We start from the raw sequence: 14,535 nt of genomic DNA on the forward strand, positions 1-14,535 counted from the left end.
GCCTCAGTCGCGTTGCGTGATACCCGACAAATTGCTGCAGTGTGTTTCCGGGTGTGAGTGGATGAGGGGCCCGGTCCGCGAGTTTCCACGTTTCGGGCTAAAATCAGGCATTACTTCGAATGGACGCCCCATGAAAATCGCCTTTCTCGCCGACCCGCTGTCCGGATTCAAGATTTACAAGGATTCGACCTTCGCCATGATGCGCGAGGCGGCGCGGCGCGGCCATGCCATCTACCACTTCGAGCAGCGCGATATGGTGCTCGAGGAAGGCGTCGTCAGCGCGCGTGTGGCGCAGATCCACCTCACCGGCGACGCCGACGCGTGGTACCGCCTTGACCCGGCCGTCGATGTGAACCTGGGCGAATTCGACGCCATCCTCGAGCGCAAGGATCCGCCGTTCGACATGGAATATGTGTACGGCACCTATCTGCTGGAACTGGCCGAGCGCCAGGGCGCGTGCGTGATCAACAGCCCGCGCGCGATCCGCGACCACAACGAGAAAATGGCCATCGGCCAGTTTAGCGAACACACCTCGCCGACCCTGGTCACTTCCGACGCCGCGCGCCTGCGCGCGTTCCACGCCAAACACACCGACGTCATCTTCAAGCCGCTGGACGGCATGGGCGGCGCCGGCATCTTCCGCGTGAAAAACGATGGCCTGAACCTGGGGGCGATCATCGAGACCCTCACCGACAACGGCCGCAACACCATCATGGCCCAGAAGTTCATTCCGGCCATCGAGAAGGGCGACAAGCGCGTGCTGGTCATCGGCGGCAAGCCGGTGCCCTTCGTGCTGGCGCGCATCCCGCAAGGCGGCGAAGTGCGCGGCAACCTGGCTGCCGGCGGCCTCGGCGTGGCCCAGCCGATCAGCCCGCGCGAGCGCGAGATCGCCGAGGCCCTGGGCCCGGTGCTGGCCGAGCGCGGCCTGTTGCTGGTAGGATTAGACGTGATCGGCGACTTCCTCACCGAAGTCAACGTGACCAGCCCGACCTGTTTCCAGGAAATCTGCGACCAGACCGGCTTCGACGTGGCCGCGATGTTCATCGACGCGGTCGAACAAAAGGTAAACAAATAACATCATGGTAGGCATCCTGCTCCTGACCCACGCGCCGCTGGGCCAGGCATTCATCGCGGCAGTGGCGCACGTGTTCCGCGGCCCGACCGAGCGCTTCGAGGCGATCGACGTGGCCGCCGACCAGGATATCGGCGAGGTCAATGGCCTCGCGCGGGAGGCGATCGCGCGCCTCGATGAAGGCGACGGTGTGCTGGTGATCACCGACGTCAAGGGCGGCACGCCGTCCAACTGCTGCAACTCGCTGGCCGACGCCGGCCACGTGGAAGTCATCGCCGGCATCAGCCTGCCGATGCTGCTGCGGGCGATCACGTACCGGCGCGACACGCTCGATGTGGTGGTCGAGATGGCGCTGGCGGGCGCCCAGAACGGCGCGGTGCGGGTGGATAACCGGATTCGGGTAGGGTAGGGATTGCCATAGCGGTAACGGTGCAGGCGCCGAGGGGCGCGATTCGACAAGTACAACGATAAAGCGAATATGATTCAACAAGAACTCGAGATCATCAACAAGCTGGGCCTGCATGCCCGCGCATCCGCCAAATTCACGCAGCTGGCCGCCAAGTACCAGAGCGACGTCTGGCTTACCCGCAACGGTCGCCGCATCAATGCCAAGTCGATCATGGGCGTCATGATGCTGGCCGCCGGCAAGGGCGCCAAGGTGACCCTGGAAGCCGACGGCAAGGACGAGGAAGCTGCGGTCGCGGCCCTGTCCGCCCTGGTCAATGACAAGTTCGGCGAAGGCGAGTAATGCCGCGTAAAGCGGCATCTCGTTCAGGAGACGTCAGCATGGCCTCCTTCCTTCTCCATGGCATACCGGTCTCGCGCGGGATCGCGATCGGCCGCGCCCATCTGCTCACCCCGGCCGCGCTCGACGTCAAGCACTACCTGGTCGCCGACGACCAGGTGGAAAACGAAGTGCGCCGCCTGCAGGATGCGATCGCCGCCGTGCACCGCAACCTGCAGGAACTCTGGACCGACCTGCCCAAGGACGCCCCCACCGAGCTGGGCGCCTTCATCGACGTCCACGCCCTGATCCTGTCCGATCCGATGGTGTCGGAAGCGCCGCTCGACATCATCCGCGCGCGCCACTACAACGCCGAATGGGCGCTGGTGACCCAGATCGACGACCTGTCGGCCCAGTTCGACGAGATCGAAGACGAATACCTGCGCGAGCGCAAGTACGACATCCAGCAGGTGGCCGAGCGGGTATTGAAAGTCCTGACCGGCACTGCGCTGAACGTGCCGCCGATCGTGCTCGACGAAGACCAGCCGCCGCCGCAGATGATCGTGGTGGCCCACGACATCTCGCCGGCCGACATGCTGGCCTTCCGCGATCGCGACGGCGGACCGCGCACCTTCATCGGCTTCGTCACCGACGTCGGCGGCCAGAACTCGCATACCGCGATCGTCGCGCGCAGCCTCGACATCCCGGCCGTGGTGGGCATGGACCAGGCCTCGCGCCTGGTCGAACAGGACGACTGGGTGATCGTCGACGGCGACGCCGGCGTGGTGATCTGCAATCCGAGCCAGCTGGTGCTGGAGCAGTACCGCGAGCGCCAGGCGGCGCTGGCCAAGGCGAGAAAACGCCTGCTCAAGCTCAAGAAGACCCCGGCCGTCACCCAGGACGGCACCGCCATCACGCTCTTGGCCAATATCGAGCTGCCCGACGATTGCCCGGCCGCGCTGGAGGCAGGCGCCCATGGCGTCGGCCTGTTCCGCTCCGAATTCCTGTTCATGGGCCGCGGCGCCGAGGGCCTCAGGATTCCCGGCGAAGACGAGCAGTTCGAGCAGTACCGCAAGGCGGTGCTGGCGATGAAGGGCCGTCCGGTGACGATCCGCACGCTCGATGTCGGCGCCGACAAGCCGCTCGACCAGACCGACCAGACCGCGCTCAATCCGGCGCTGGGCCTGCGCGCGATCCGCTACTGCCTGGCCGAGCCGCAGCTGTTCCTGACCCAGCTGCGGGCCATCCTGCGCGCATCCGCCTTCGGCAAGGTGCGGATACTGATCCCGATGCTGGCGCATGCCTTCGAGATCGACCAGACGCTGAACATGATCGAGCAGGCCAAGGCCCAGCTGCGCGCCGAGAACATCAAGTACGACGAGGGCATCGAGGTCGGCGCCATGATCGAGATCCCGGCCGCCGCGCTGGCGCTGCCGCTGTTCGTGCGGCGCATGGATTTTCTGTCGATCGGCACCAATGACCTCATCCAGTATCTGCTGGCGATCGACCGGGTCGATTACGAGGTGGCGCACCTGTATAATCCGCTGCACCCGGCCGTATTGCAGCTGATCGCCTCGACCATCGCCACCGGCCACAAGGCCGGCCTGGATGTGGCGGTGTGCGGCGAGATGGCGGGCGACGTCAAGCTCACCCGCCTGTTGCTGGGCATGGGCTTGCGCGAATTCTCGATGCATCCGGCGCAGCTGCTGGCGGTGAAACAAGAAATATTGAATACCGACCTGGGCGCGGTCACCACCCGTACCCGGCGCATCCTGCGCGCGATGGAGCCGGGCGAGATCGCCAGCGCGGTCGAGCAGCTGCAAGCCCTCTGACGTTTTGGCGACGGCCCGCCCCCGGCCGTCGCAAGTAACACCACCGCACCACCCAACACTTTTGAATACCTCCATGGGATCTCTTGGAATAGTCACACCGCAGGCCATGCATTTCGCCGAGCCCTTGCTGCTGCAAAGCGGCGCCCAGCTCGGCGACTACACGCTGATGTATGAAACCTATGGCACGCTCAACGCCGACAAGTCGAACGCGGTGCTGATCTGCCACGCGCTCAACGCCTCGCACCACGTGGCCGGCCACTACGCCACGCCCAAGAGCGCCGGCTGGTGGGACAATATGGTGGGACCGGGCAAACCGGTCGACACCGACCGGTTCTTCGTCATCGGCATCAACAACCTCGGCTCCTGCTTCGGCTCGACCGGCCCGATGCATGTGAACCCCGCCACCGGCAAGCCGTATGGCGCCGCCTTCCCTCTGGTGACAGTGGAAGACTGGGTGGCGGCCCAGGCGCGCCTGGCCGACCGCCTCGGCATCGAACAATTCGCCGCCGTGATGGGCGGTTCGCTGGGCGGCATGCAGGCGCTGTCGTGGGCCATCATGTACCCGGACCGCCTGCGCCACTGCATCGTGATCGCCTCGACGCCCAAGCTGTCGGCCCAGAACATCGCCTTCAACGACGTCGCGCGCCAGGCCATCCTGACCGACCCGGACTACCACGGCGGCGACTTCTACGAACACGATGTGGTGCCGAAGAACGGCCTCAAGGTCGCGCGCATGATCGGCCACATCACGTATCTGTCGAACGACGATATGGCGGAAAAATTCGGGCGCAAGCTGCGCAATGCGGCCGAGACCAACGACTACAACTTCGACTTCGGCATCGACTTCGAGATCGAATCCTATCTGCGCTACCAGGGCGACAAGTTTTCGGAATACTTCGACGCCAACACCTATTTGTTGATCACCAAGGCGCTCGACTACTTCGACCCGGCGCGCGAGCATGGCGGCGACCTGACGAAGGCGCTGGGCGGAACCCGCGCTCAGTTCCTGGTCGCCTCGTTCACCACGGACTGGCGCTTCTCGCCCGAGCGCAGCCGCGAGATCGTCGAAGCCCTGATCAGCAACCGGCGCCGCGTGAGCTATGCCGAGATCGACGCGCCGCACGGCCACGACGCCTTCCTGCTCGAAGACGCGCGCTATATGAACGTGGTGCGCGCCTATTACAACCGCATTGCGCTGGAGGTCGCATGAACTTCGACGACCTGAATACCTTGCGGCCCGACCTGGCCTTCATCGCCCACTGGGTGGGCGAGGGTGCCCACGTGCTGGACGTCGGCTGCGGCGACGGCGCCATGCTGCGCTACCTCGAATCGGGCAAGCGCTGCAGCGGCTACGGCATCGAGATCGCCGACGACAAGGTGTTGGAAAGCACCGCGCGCGGCATCAATGTGATCCAGCACGACATGGAGAAGGGATTGGGGCTGTTCGGCGACAATACCTTCGACACCGTGCTGTGCCTGAATTCGCTGCAGATGATGCAGCACGTCGAGGCGCTGCTGCGCGATATCGTGCGGGTGGGCAGCGAGGCAATCGTGTCGTTCCCCAACTTCGCCCACTGGCCGCACCGCCTGGCGCTGCTCAAGGGCCGCATGCCGATGTCGCGCTCGCTGCCCTATAAATGGTATGACACGCCCAATGTGCGGTATGCCACGATCTACGATTTCCAGGAACTGGCGGTGTCGTGCGGCCTCGAAGTGCTGGAGTGCGTGGCGCTGGCCGATGGCAAGGTCATTAAATTCTTGCCGAATCTGCGCGGTAGCCTCGCGGTGTTCCGCTTGCGCAAGAAGGCGACGCCAGCACTGTAATGACGCTTATGTGCGTTCGCGGCTTGAGCGGGCGCGACAAATGCTCCATGATCCACGGCAATCCTGCGCGGGCGTGTTGCCCATTTTGAACAATTTCTGAGAGGATGGCGCTGCTAACAACAGCCTGTCGGTGACGAGATGATAAAACTGAAACGCCTTGCCCTTTGTCTTTCCCTTTTTGCCGCGACCGGCCTGGCTACGGCCCAGGAAGCCGGTAACGTCGTCCAGGACGGCATCGAGGTCAAGCCGCTGTCGCGCATGCGCGTGCTGGCGCCCGAGGAGCAGGTCAACGAGGCCGCGCGCCAGCAGTACACGGAAATGGTCGGCGAGGCCAAGCAGAAGGGCGTGCTGGCGCCGGAAGGCGATCCGCAGCTCAAGCGCCTGCGCACCATCGCCCAGCGCATCATCCCGCAGACCACGCGCTGGAATCCGGCCGCGAGCAAGTGGGAATGGCAGGTCAACCTGTTCGAGTCCGACCAGGTGAACGCCTTCTGCATGCCGGGCGGACGCATCGGTTTCTATACCGGCATCATCAATCAGCTGAAGCTGAACGACGACGAAGTGGCAGCCGTAATGGGCCACGAGATCGCGCACGCGCTGCGCGAGCACGGGCGCGAACGCCTGGCCAAGACCAATGTCACCGCGCTCGGCGCACGGGTCGGCGGCGCGCTGTTGTCGGGGATCTTCGGGGTCGACCCGAACATCACCGGCACCGCCGCCAACTATGCCGGCCAGTTCCTGGTGCTGAAATTCTCGCGCGACGAAGAACGCGAGGCCGACCTGGTGGGCCTGGACATCTCGTCGCGCGCCGGCTACGACCCACGCGCCGGCATCGCGCTGTGGCGCAAGATGGCGGCGCTGAACCAGAGCGCGCCGCTCGAGATCTTCTCGACCCACCCGGGCGGCGAGACCCGCATCAAGGACATGGAAGCGCACATGAATGTGCTGCTGCCGCTGTACGCGCGCGCCAAGAACACGAGCGTCGCCAAGCTGCCGGCTTACCAGAGCACCGCCCTGAAATGATGGTTTGATGGGCCGTGTCGTCGTCAAGGGCCGGCAGGCCGAAGCCAATGCCCATGTGCCGCTGCCGGTCCGCGACGGCGTCTCGCCCAGCTACCTGTGGCTGACCGAGACCCGCGCTGGCGGCATGCTGCGTTTTCTCTGTGAGCGATTCCCTGACGTGAGCCGCCAAGCCTGGGCAGCGCGCCTGGCGCGCGGCGAGATCGTCGATGCGAAAGGCGCTGCCCTGGGCCCCGACAGCCAGGTACGCCAGGGCATGCGCATCTGGTATTACCGCGAGCTGGAGCAGGCCGAGACGCCGATTCCGTTCCATGAAAAAGTGCTGTTCCAGGACGCGCACATCCTGGTGGCCGATAAGCCGCACTTCCTGCCGACCATCCCGACCGGGCGCTTTCTAAAAGAGACGCTGCTGGTGCGCCTGAAGCGCGCCCACGATCTGCCGCACCTGGTGCCGATCCACCGGCTCGACCGCGAGACGGCGGGCGTGGTGATCTTCTCGCACAATCCCGACTCGCGCGGGGCGTATCAGTCGATGTTCCAGAAGCGGGTGGTGAAGAAGACCTACGAGGCGCTGGCCCCAGTGATGGCGGGACGCGCTTTTCCATTTACCTACCGCAGCCGCATGCAGGATGCGGAGCAGTTTTTCGTCAGCGAAGAGGTGGAGGGCGAGCCGAATTCGGAGACGCTGATCGAGGTGATCGAGCGGCGCGGCGACCTGGCACGCTATCGCCTGCATCCGCACACCGGCCGCAAGCACCAGCTGCGGCTGCACCTGTCGCGGCTCGGCGCGCCGATCGTGAACGACGCCTTCTATCCGGTGGCGCTGCCGTGCAAGGGCGACGATTTTCGATCGCCGCTGCAGCTGCTGGCGCGTTCGATCGCCTTCGACGATCCATTGACCGGCCAGCCACGCAGCTTCGAGAGCCAGTTCAGCCTGGACTGGCCCTGACTAGCGCTCGTAGTCGATGATCAGCGGAGCGTGGTCGGAGAACTTGACGTCCTTGTAGACCGACACGGTCCTGGCGCACTTGGCGATGCCCGGGGTGGCGACGTGGTAGTCGATGCGCCAGCCCACGTTCTTGGCATAGGCCTGGCCGCGGTTGCTCCACCATGTGTACTGCTCGGGACGCGGGTCCAGGCCGCGGTGCACGTCGACCAGGCCCAGTTCGTCGAAGATGCGCGTCATCCAGGCACGCTCTTCGGGCAGGAAGCCCGAGTTCTTCAGGTTGCCCTTCCAGTTCTTGAGGTCGATCTCCTTGTGGGCGATGTTCCAGTCGCCGCAGATCACGATTTCGCGGCCCTCGGCCTGCAGCTCCTGCAGGTGCGGCAGGAACACTTCCATGAAGCGGAATTTGGCCAGCTGGCGCTCGGGCGACGAAGAGCCCGACGGCGCGTACAGCGAGATCACGGTCAGGTCGCCGAAGTCGCAGCGCGTGTAGCGGCCCTCGGCATCGAATTCGACGCAGCCGAAGCCGATGCGGTGCTTGTCCGGGGCGGTGCGGCTGTAGACGCCGGTGCCCGAATAGCCCTTCTTCTCGGCGTAGTGGAAGTGGCCGTGGTAGCCGTGCGGGCGCAGGAAGTCCTCGGTCATGTCGGCTTCCTGGGCCTTGAGCTCCTGGACGCAGATATAGTCGGCATCTTGCGTGGCGAGCCACTCGAAGAAGCCCTTCTTGTGGGCGGAACGGATGCCGTTCAGGTTCGCGGAAATAATTCGTGGCATGGTGATGGTAAGACTGTCATGGATCAGCGGACTTCAGTAGACATCCGGCAACTAGCTGGACAGTGTAGCGCGTTTTTGAACCGGTCGTCATGCCTGAGGACTGTTGCGTATATGCAGTAGCGGCCGTGATGAGGGGCAACGATCTGTTACACTAGGCATTCTCCTGCATCGCACGCCGCGTCATTCCCGACGCCGGATTGCCTCCTTCCCAAGTCCATGATCACTGACAAACCGCTACTCGCGGGCATCGTCGATTCCGGCGTTTGCCTGCCCGCCGCATCGAACGCCGAACTGGCCGACTTCGTGGAAAATGCCGTCGAGGGCCTGCACCGGGTCGGCCCGGACGGCACCATCCTGTGGGCCAACCGCGCCGAACTGCAGCTGCTCGGCTATGAGTGGGACGAGTACGTCGGCCGCCACATCGCCGACTTCCACGACGATCCGGCCACGATCGACTACATCCTGACGACCCTGCTGTCGGGTGGGGCGCTGTACGACCAGCCGGCGCGGCTGCGCTGCAAGGACGGCTCGATCAAGCACGTGCTGATCCACTCGAACGGGCATTTCGAGAATGGCCAGCTGCGCTACACCCGCTGCTTCACGCGCGATGCGACCGAGCGGCACGAGCGCGATGTGGCGCTGGCCCAGCGCGACGCGATGCTGCTGAACGCGCCTGTGGCGGCGGCCTTGCTGATGGGACCCGAGCTGCATTTTCACCTGGTCAATCGCCGCTATCTGGGGCTGTTTGACTGCGACAATCCGGTCGGCCGCACCTTCGGTGAAGCATTTCCGCGCCTGGCTGGCAGCGGCGTAACGGAGCGAATCGCGCGTGTGTTCGCCACCGGCGAGCCATATCACGCGGAAGAGCTGGCGCTGAGCCGCCTCGATCCTCATGGACGGTTAGAAGAACGCTATTTCAAGTTCAGCCTGGAGCCGCTGGCGGGCGCCGACGCCCGGCCGGACGGTGTGATCGTGGTCGCGGTCGAGGTGACCGAGCACGTGCGCAGCCGCCAGGCGATCGAGCGCGCCCACCGCGAGCGCGAGCAATTGCTGGTGGAGCTCGGCGCGGCCAGCCAGGCCAAGGACGAGTTCCTGGCCATGCTGGGTCACGAGCTGCGCAATCCCCTGTCGCCGATCGTCACCGCGCTGCAGCTGATGCGCATGCGCGGCGATGGCGCGCACGGCCGCGAGGGCGAGATCATCCAGCGCCAGGTGGACCACCTGGTGCGGCTGGTGGATGACCTGCTCGACGTCTCGCGCGTCACGCGCGGCAAGATCGAGCTCAAGGTCGAGCGGGTCGAACTGGCGCGGGTGATCGACAAGGCGGTCGAGATGGCGAGCCTGCTGATCGAACAGCGCCGCCATCGTCTCGAGGTCGACCTCGAGCCCGGCCTGGAGTGGGAAGGCGATCCGGTGCGGCTGGCGCAGGTGGTGTCGAACCTGCTGACCAATGCGGCGCGCTATACCGAGCTGGGTGGCCGGCTGTGGCTGCGCGTACGGCGCGACGGGCTTGAAGCGGTCGAGATCAGCGTGCGCGACACCGGCATCGGCCTCGCGCCCGAGGTGCGCGAACAGGTGTTCGAGCTGTTCTTCCAGGGCAAGCGCAGCATCGACCGCGCCGAAGGCGGGCTTGGGATCGGGCTGGCGCTGGTGAAGAATATCGTTGAGCTGCATGGCGGCAGCGTCCATGCGCACAGCGAGGGACGTGGCCTGGGCAGCGAGTTCGTGGTGCGCCTGCCGCTAAGCAGCGCAGCCCTGACACTGGCGTCATCGGAACCGGCTGCGGCCGCGCTGCTGGGCGTTGCGCCGCAGCGCGTGCTGCTGGTGGACGACAATGCCGACGGCGCCGATACGCTGGGCCGCCTGCTGCGCGCGCACGGCCACACGGTCGAGGTGTACCACGACCCGGTCGGCGCGCTGGCCGCGGTCGAGCGCTTCCGGCCAGACGTGGCCTTGCTCGACATCGGCCTGCCGGTGCTGGACGGCTACCAGCTCGCCGCGCGCATCCGCGCGCTGCCTGGCGGGCAGGGCTGCCGCCTGGTGGCGCTGAGCGGCTACGGGCTGGCGGCCGACCATGCGCGGAGCAGGGCGGCCGGCTTCGAGCGCCACCTGGTCAAGCCGGTCAATCCGGACGAGGTGGCGCGGGTGGTCGCGGCCGACGCCGCGACGGATTAAAATAGCCGCTTTCGACATTCAGGGGAGTACTATATGAGCGAACTGCGGAGCGACCTGCGCCAGCAATTCATCGGTTTTTCGGTCGAGGCCGAGGTATTGAGGTTCGGCCAATTCACGACCAAGGCCGGCCGCCTGTCGCCGTACTTCTTTAACGCCGGCCTGTTCCACGACGGCGCCACGCTGGGCAAGCTGTCCCAGTTCTACGCCCAGACCCTGCTCGACTCCGGCGTCGAATTCGACATGCTGTTCGGCCCGGCCTACAAGGGCATCACCCTGGCCAGCGCCACGGCCGTGGCACTGGCCGCGAAGGGCCGCGACACCTCGTTCGCCTACAACCGCAAGGAAGCGAAGGACCACGGCGAGGGCGGCACCATCGTCGGCGCCAAACTGCAGGGCAAGGTCGTCATCATCGACGACGTGATCTCGGCAGGCACTTCGGTGCGCGAATCGGTGACGATGATCCGCGCCGCCGGCGCCGAACCGGCCGCCGTCCTGATCGCCCTGGACCGCATGGAGCGCTCCGGTAAGGACGACGAATTATCCGAACTGTCCGCGGTACAAGAAGTCTCGCGCGAATTCAACATCCCCGTGATCTCGATCGCCAACCTCGAAGACCTGTTCACCTACCTCAGCACCCACACCCAGGACGCAAGCCTGTCCCAGCACAAAGACGCCGTCGCCGCCTACCGCACCCGCTACGGCATCTAAAGCAATTACCCAACAATTAGGGTCAGAGTAGATTTATTGGGCAATTCCTCAAAGTTGTCAAACAATTCGACTCTGACCCTAATTTAGATTTGCGGAAAGTCTTGCAAATTAATTAGGGTCAGAGTCGATTTATTGAGCAATTTTCTAGAGTTGCCAAACAATTCAACTCTGACCCTAATTATTTAGCTGCTCCGCGGAGTCGATTTAATTTCCTGTTTATACCAACGGCGAGCGTCGTCTGAGCGCTTGAGGAATGCGCCTAAAAATCGTTGATTCCAGAGGAATTCGAACCGTCTCAATAATGAGGGTCAGAGTCGATTTATTGAACAATTTCTCGCACGAGCTCAATAAGTGGGGACAGAATGCGAGACTTGGGCAATTGCTTGCGCTTGAAAACAATGAGGGTCAGAGTCGAATTGCCGGCAATTTTTGGAAATTGCTCAACAATTCTACTCTGACCCTCATTGTCGATGGGCTAGCGGATTAGCCGGCGAGTTTTTGTTTTAGCAGTTCGGTGACCTGGGCTGGATTGGCTTTGCCTTTCGAGGCCTTCATCGCCTGGCCGATCAGGGCGTTGATGGCGGCTTCTTTGCCGGCGCGGTATTGTTCGACCGATTTGGCGTTGGCGGCCAGGACCTCGTCGACGATCGCTTCCAGCGCGCCCGTGTCCGAGATCTGCTTCAGGCCTTTCTGGTCGATCACCGTGTCGGCCAGCGCTTCATCGGTCGATTTGGCTTCCCACATCGCGGCGAAGACTTCCTTGCCGGCCTTGTTCGAGATCGTGCCGTCGGCGATGCGCTTGAGCAGCAGCGCCAGTTGCGCCGCGTTCACCGGCGCGTCGCCGATGTCCACGCCTTCGCGGTTCAGGGTCGACGAGACGTCGCCCATCATCCAGTTGGCGGCCGCCTTGGCGTTTTCCTTGCCGGCCTTCGCCACCACGGCTTCGTAGTAGCCGGCCATCGCCTTCGACGAGGTCAGGACCAGGCTGTCGTACTCCGGCAGGCCGTACTCGCCCGTGAAGCGCGCGCGCAGGGTGCCCGGCAGTTCCGGCATTTCGCTACGAACGCGGTCGATCCAGTCCTGGCCGATCACCAGCGGCGGCAGGTCGGGGTCGGGGAAGTAGCGGTAATCCTGCGCGTCTTCCTTGGTGCGCATCGAGCGCGTTTCCTTGCGGTCCGGGTCCCACAGGCGCGTCGCCTGGATCACCTTGCCGCCGTCTTCGATCAGCTCGATCTGGCGCCGCACTTCATAGTGGATCGCCTCTTCCATGAAGCGGAACGAGTTCAGGTTCTTGATCTCGCAGCGGGTGCCGAATTCCTTCTGGCCGACCGGACGCACCGAGACGTTGACGTCGCAGCGGAACGACCCCTCCTGCATATTGCCGTCACAGACGCCCAGCCACATCACCAGCGAGTGCAGGGCCTTGGCATATGCCACGGCCTCGTTCGCGCTGCGCATCTCGGGCTCGGACACGATCTCGAGCAGCGGCGTGCCGGCGCGATTCAGGTCGATGCCGCTCATGCCGGCATAGTCTTCGTGCAGCGATTTGCCGGCGTCTTCCTCGAGGTGGGCGCGGGTCAGGTTGACGGTCTTGGTCTCCAGCTTGCCGTCCTTCTCGTAGGCGAAGCTGACGGTGCCGCCCTGGACTACCGGATCCTCGAACTGGCTGATCTGGTAGCCCTTCGGCAGGTCGGGATAAAAGTAGTTCTTGCGTGCGAAGACCGATTGCGGCGCGATTTTTGCGCCGACCGCCAGGCCGAAACGGATCGCGCGCTCGACCGCGCCGCGGTTCAGCACCGGCAGCACGCCCGGCAGCGCCAGGTCGACCGGGCTGGCCTGCGTGTTCGGCTCGGCGCCGAAACGGATCGAGCTGCCGCTGAAGATTTTCGATTGGGTCGTGAGCTGGACGTGATTCTCAAGACCGATGACGACTTCCCATTGCATAGTGTTCTCTCTTTGTTCAGTAGCGTCGCGGATCACACGCCTTCGGGCGTACGCTGGTGCCAGTCGGTCGCCTGCTGGTACTGGTGCGCGATGTTCAGCAGCTTCGCCTCGGCGAAGTAGTTGCCGATGATTTGCAGGCCCACCGGGCGCTTGCCGTTCTTGTCGCCGGCGCCGAAACCGCAGGGGATCGACATGCCGGGCAGGCCGGCCAGGCTGGTCGACAGCGTGAAGATGTCGGCCAGGTAGTTCGCCACCGGGTCATTGGCCTTGGAGCCCAGGTCCCATGCCACCGTCGGCGCCACCGGTCCCATGATCACGTCGCACTTGTCGGCGAAGGCGGCCTGGAAATCGTCGGCGATCAGGCGCCGGATCTTTTGCGCCTGCACGTAATAGGCGTCGTAGTAGCCGTGGCACAGCACATAGGTGCCGACCAGGATGCGGCGCTTCACCTCGCTGCCGAAGCCTTCGGCGCGGGTTTTGCGGTACATGTCCTGCAAATCCTTGTACTCGCTGGCGCGGTGGCCGTAGCGCACGCCGTCGAAGCGCGACAGGTTCGACGAGGCTTCGGCCGGCGCGATGATGTAGTAGGTCGGAATCGACAGTGCCGTCTTCGGCAGCGAGATGTCGACCAGCGTCGCACCCAGTTTCACGAACTGATCGAGCGCCGCGCGCACCGCGCCTTCGACGTCGGCTGCCAGGCCTTCGCCGAAGTATTCGGCAGGCACGCCGATGCGCAGGCCGGCCAGGGGCTTGTTCAGGTCGCGCGTATAGTCTTCGCGGACGTTGCCCTGTTCGACCGTGAGGCTGGTCGAATCGCGTTCGTCGAAGCCGATCATTTCGTTCAGCAGCAGCGCGCAATCCTCGGCGGTCTGGGCGATCGGGCCGCCCTGGTCGAGCGACGAGGCGAAGGCGATCATGCCGAAGCGCGACACGCGGCCATAGGTCGGCTTGATGCCGGTGACGCCGCAGAAGGCGGCCGGCTGGCGGATCGAGCCGCCGGTGTCGGTCGCGGTGGCGGCCGGCGCCAGGCGCGCGGCGATCGCCGCGGCCGAGCCGCCCGATGAACCGCCCGGCACGGCGCTGGCGTCCCACGGATTCTTCACCGCGCCATAGGCCGAGTTCTCGTTGGCCGAACCCATCGCGAATTCGTCCAGGTTGACCTTGCCCAGGGTGACCATGCCGGCCGCCTTGAAGCGGTCGACGACGGTCGCGTCGAAGGGGCTGACGTAACCGTCCAGCATCTTCGAGCCGGCCGTGGTGCGCCAGCCGCGGGTGACGAAGATGTCCTTGTGCGCGATCGGCACGCCGGTCAGCGGGCCGGCCGTGCCCTGCGCCAGCCGTTCGTCGGCGGCCGCGGCCTGGGCCAGCGTCAGTTCGTGGTCCACGTGCAGGAAGGCGTTGTGCCCGCTCGCGTCGATGCGGCCGAGGTAGTGGCGCGCCAGCTCGGTCGCGGACACCTGTTTCGAGTGCAGGAGCGCGGACAGCTCCTTGATGGTCTTGTTATGCATGTGCGTGT

General features: G+C 64.6%; 13 protein-coding genes. 10 read left to right on the plus strand and 3 right to left on the minus strand.

Annotated features, from left to right (window positions below):
- Positions 1 to 130: 130 nt before the first annotated feature.
- The 8 genes from gshB (at position 131) to AC3A6F_RS00260 (ending at position 7,421) form a co-directional block, all read left to right on the plus strand.
- A complete protein-coding gene (gene gshB / locus AC3A6F_RS00225; protein WP_487677886.1) occupies positions 131 to 1,075 on the plus strand; it encodes a glutathione synthase in 945 nt (314 codons plus the stop codon).
- A 4-nt stretch (positions 1,076 to 1,079) separates the two neighbouring features.
- Entirely contained in the window at positions 1,080 to 1,481 is a 402-nt protein-coding gene (locus tag AC3A6F_RS00230) for a PTS sugar transporter subunit IIA (RefSeq protein ID WP_005667799.1), read from the plus strand.
- A 69-nt stretch (positions 1,482 to 1,550) separates the two neighbouring features.
- Positions 1,551 to 1,820 carry an HPr family phosphocarrier protein gene (locus tag AC3A6F_RS00235; RefSeq protein ID WP_005667800.1) on the plus strand — a complete coding sequence of 90 codons (270 nt, stop codon included), beginning with the start codon at positions 1,551 to 1,553 and terminating at the stop codon, positions 1,818 to 1,820.
- A gap of 38 nt (positions 1,821 to 1,858) precedes the next feature.
- Positions 1,859 to 3,628, plus strand: a complete 1,770-nt coding sequence (gene ptsP, locus AC3A6F_RS00240) for a phosphoenolpyruvate--protein phosphotransferase (RefSeq protein WP_487677889.1) — start codon at positions 1,859 to 1,861, stop codon at positions 3,626 to 3,628.
- Positions 3,629 to 3,701: 73 nt separating this feature from the next.
- Positions 3,702 to 4,838 (plus strand): homoserine O-succinyltransferase MetX, encoded by a 1,137-nt coding sequence (metX, locus tag AC3A6F_RS00245; protein ID WP_487677891.1) that lies wholly within the window; start codon positions 3,702 to 3,704, stop codon positions 4,836 to 4,838.
- Positions 4,835 to 5,452: a methionine biosynthesis protein MetW gene (gene metW, locus AC3A6F_RS00250; RefSeq protein WP_487677893.1), complete on the plus strand. Its 618-nt coding sequence runs from the start codon at positions 4,835 to 4,837 to the stop codon at positions 5,450 to 5,452. Before metX ends, metW begins: the two co-directional genes overlap by 4 nt.
- A 138-nt stretch (positions 5,453 to 5,590) precedes the next feature.
- A complete protein-coding gene (locus AC3A6F_RS00255) occupies positions 5,591 to 6,475 on the plus strand; it encodes a M48 family metallopeptidase (protein WP_487677895.1) in 885 nt (294 codons plus the stop codon).
- Between the two features lie 7 nt (positions 6,476 to 6,482).
- Complete coding sequence (locus AC3A6F_RS00260) at positions 6,483 to 7,421, plus strand: RluA family pseudouridine synthase (protein ID WP_487677897.1); 939 nt, start codon at positions 6,483 to 6,485, stop codon at positions 7,419 to 7,421.
- On the opposite strand, the gene AC3A6F_RS00265 is transcribed toward AC3A6F_RS00260, so the two are convergent.
- Complete coding sequence (locus AC3A6F_RS00265; RefSeq protein ID WP_137171570.1) at positions 7,422 to 8,192, minus strand: exodeoxyribonuclease III; 771 nt, start codon at positions 8,190 to 8,192, stop codon at positions 7,422 to 7,424. It lies immediately after the preceding gene.
- A gap of 216 nt (positions 8,193 to 8,408) precedes the next feature.
- Between AC3A6F_RS00265 and AC3A6F_RS00270 the strand changes: the two genes are divergently transcribed.
- The gene (locus AC3A6F_RS00270) at positions 8,409 to 10,367 is read left to right on the plus strand and encodes a hybrid sensor histidine kinase/response regulator (protein WP_487677900.1); all 1,959 of its coding nucleotides are present in this window, start codon (positions 8,409 to 8,411) and stop codon (positions 10,365 to 10,367) included.
- Positions 10,368 to 10,400: 33 nt separating this feature from the next.
- Complete coding sequence (pyrE, locus tag AC3A6F_RS00275; protein ID WP_487677902.1) at positions 10,401 to 11,075, plus strand: orotate phosphoribosyltransferase; 675 nt, start codon at positions 10,401 to 10,403, stop codon at positions 11,073 to 11,075.
- 483 nt (positions 11,076 to 11,558) lie between these two features.
- Here the strand turns inward: pyrE and gatB are convergent, their stop codons facing one another.
- Entirely contained in the window at positions 11,559 to 13,019 is a 1,461-nt protein-coding gene (gene gatB / locus AC3A6F_RS00280; RefSeq protein WP_487677904.1) for an Asp-tRNA(Asn)/Glu-tRNA(Gln) amidotransferase subunit GatB, read from the minus strand.
- 32 nt (positions 13,020 to 13,051) lie between these two features.
- Positions 13,052 to 14,527, minus strand: coding sequence for an Asp-tRNA(Asn)/Glu-tRNA(Gln) amidotransferase subunit GatA (gene gatA, locus AC3A6F_RS00285; RefSeq protein WP_487677906.1), 1,476 nt, complete (start codon positions 14,525 to 14,527; stop codon positions 13,052 to 13,054).
- Between the last annotated feature and the right edge of the window lie 8 nt (positions 14,528 to 14,535).

This window comes from Massilia sp. Soil_C_3 (genome assembly GCF_057657035.1).